General features: G+C 61.5%; 3 protein-coding genes. All 3 read right to left on the bottom strand.

The window, feature by feature from the left end; all coding sequences use genetic code 11:
• A partial coding sequence (locus RWJ89_RS33200; protein ID WP_316032032.1) for an ABC transporter ATP-binding protein occupies positions 1-911 on the bottom strand: 911 nt, incomplete at its 3' end.
• A gap of 3 nt (positions 912-914) precedes the next feature.
• Positions 915-1,859, bottom strand: coding sequence for a carbohydrate ABC transporter permease (locus tag RWJ89_RS33195; RefSeq protein ID WP_168258605.1), 945 nt, complete (start codon positions 1,857-1,859; stop codon positions 915-917).
• Positions 1,856-2,709 (bottom strand): carbohydrate ABC transporter permease (locus tag RWJ89_RS33190; RefSeq protein WP_316032031.1); only part of this gene is annotated, 854 nt, incomplete at its 5' end. The genes RWJ89_RS33195 and RWJ89_RS33190, both read right to left, overlap by 4 nt.

Below are 2,709 nucleotides of genomic sequence, written 5' to 3'. Positions count from 1 at the left end.
CGCGCCTTGCGGTCGGCGCCATCGGGATCGGTCAGCGCCTCGGGGCGGATGCCGAAGATCACCTGCCTGCCGGTATAGGCGGTCAGGCCGTCATTGCCCGAGATGACAGGCAATCGGAGCGGGGCGGCATTCGGCCGCTCCAGCGAGACTTCCAGGCCGCCGGCGCCGTTCTCGACGGTGGCGTTGAGCAGGTTCATCGCCGGCGATCCCATGAAGTCGGCGACGAAGATGTTGGACGGGCTGTTATAGATCTCGGCCGGCGTGCCGAACTGCTGCAGCACGCCATCCTTCAGCACGGCGATCTTGGTCGCCAGCGTCATCGCTTCGATCTGGTCATGGGTGACGTAGACGAAGGTGGTGCCCATGCGCTGATGCAGCCGCTTGATCTCGGTGCGCATGTCGACCCGCAGCTTGGCATCGAGATTGGAGAGCGGCTCGTCGAACAGGAAGACCTGCGGATTGCGCACCAGCGCCCGGCCCATGGCGACACGCTGGCGCTGGCCGCCGGACAGCTGGCTCGGCTTGCGGTCGAGCAGATGGCCGATCTGCAGCATGTCGGAGACCTGGGCGATCGCTCTGGCCCGCTCCTCCTTGGGCACGCCGCGGATCTCCATGCCGAAGGCGATGTTGCCTGCCACCGTCATGTTCGGATAGAGCGCATAGGACTGGAACACCATGGCGATGTCGCGCTTCGAAGGATGCAGGCCGCTGATATCGCGCCCGTCGATCCGGATATCGCCCGACGTGATCGTCTCCAGCCCGGCAATGGTGTTGAGCAGGGTGGACTTGCCGCAGCCGGACGGGCCGACCAGCACGAGAAAGCCGCCCTTTTCGAGTTCGAGGTCGATCCCCTTGAGAATGTCGACGGCGCCGAAGCGCTTTTTGAGACCGGAGATTTCGAGGAAGGCCATGGATTACCCTTTGACAGCGCCCGCCATCAGACCGCGCACGAAGTAGCGGCCGGCGAGGATATAGACGATGAGCGTCGGAACGGCGGCGATCATCGCCGCCGCCATGTTGACATTGTATTCGACGACGCCCGTCGAGGTGTTGACGACATTGTTCAGCGCCACCGTCATCGGCATGGTGTCACCGGTGCCGGCATAGGCCGAGGCAAACAGGAAGTCGTTCCAGATATTGGTGAACTGGTAGATCACCGTGACGACGATGATCGGCAGCGAGTTCGGCAGCATGATGCGGCGGAAGATCTGGAAGAAGCTGGCGCCATCGACCTGGGCAGCCCTGACCAGCTCGGTCGGAAAGGCCTCGTAGAAATTGCGGAAGAACAGCGTCGTGAAGCCCAAGCCATAGACGACATGCACGAAGACCAGATTGACGGTCGGATTGCCGAAGCCGAAGTTGAAGCCCGTGGCATTCTGCAGCGTCATGCCGAAGCGGCCGAGCGAGCCGAGGATCGTTGCCATCGGCAACAGCACCGACTGAAACGGAATGAAGCAGGCAAACAGCATCAGCCCGAACACCAGCGTGTGGCCTGGGAAGCGCCATTTGGTCAGCACATAACCGTTCAGCGCCCCCATGATGGTGGAGATTGCCACAGCCGGCACCACCATCTTGATCGAGTTCCAGAAGTAACCCTTGATGCCGGCGCAGGTCAGCCCGACGCAGGTCTCGCCCCAGGCCTTGATCCAGGGATCGAAGGTCGGCGATTGCGGCAGCGCCAGCATGTTGCCGTTCTGGATCTCGTCCATGGTCTTGAACGAGGTCGTCAGCATGACGAAGAGCGGCATCAGATAGAGGACGGCAAAGATCAGCAGCAGGCCGTAGATGACGGTGCGGCCGATCCAGCGGGTGTTGGTGCTGTTCTGCGAGGTTGCTATCGGAGAGGTCACGCTGCTCATCGCGCCTTCTCCTTCAGTTCGGAATAGAGATAGGGAACGATGATCGCCGAGATCGTCATCAGCATGATGATGGCGCTGGCCGAGCCGACGGCCATCTCGTTGCGCTTGAAGGTGTATTCATACATGAAGTTCGACGGCAGCCAGGCCGAGCCGCCCGGGCCGCCCGAAGTCAGCGCCACCACGAGATCATAGGACTTGATCGCCATATGGGCGAGCACGATGAAGGCGGAGAGAAAGATCGGCCGTAAGAGCGGAATGACGATGCGCCGGTAGAGCTGGAATGGCGAGGCGCCATCGATCTGGGCCGCCTTCATGATCTCGCCGTCGATGCCGCGCAGGCCCGCCAGGAACATCGCCATGACGAAGCCCGACGCCTGCCAGACGCCGGCGATGACGACGGTGTAGATGACGAAGTCCTTGTTCTTGATCCAGTCGAAGTGGAAGCTTGTCCAGCCGAACTGGTGCAGCGTCTGTTCCAGCCCGAGGCCGGGATCGAGGAACCATTTCCAGGCAACGCCTGTCACGATGAAGGAGAGCGCCATCGGATAGAGGAAGATCGGCCGCAATACGCTCTCACCACGGATCTTCTGGTCGAGCAGGATGGCGAGGAACAGACCGAGCGCCAGGCAGATGCCGACATAGAGGAAGCCGAAGATCGCCATGTTGGTGATCGAGGTATACCAAGAGGACGGAGGATCGCTCTCGAAGGTCCAGCGCCACAGCCGCTGATAGGCGCGTGGCCCCGTCAGCGCATAGGAGGGAAAGGTCTTGGAATTGGTGAACGACAGATAGGCCGTCCAGACGATGAAGCCGTAGACGAAGATGATGGTGATGACGAAGCTCGGCGCCA

The organism is Rhizobium sp. 10PS4, assembly GCF_032464805.1.
GTDB lineage: Bacteria > Pseudomonadota > Alphaproteobacteria > Rhizobiales > Rhizobiaceae > Rhizobium > Rhizobium laguerreae.
Note: the sequence above shows the minus strand (reverse complement) of the source record. Positions and strands in the feature narration are given on the sequence as shown.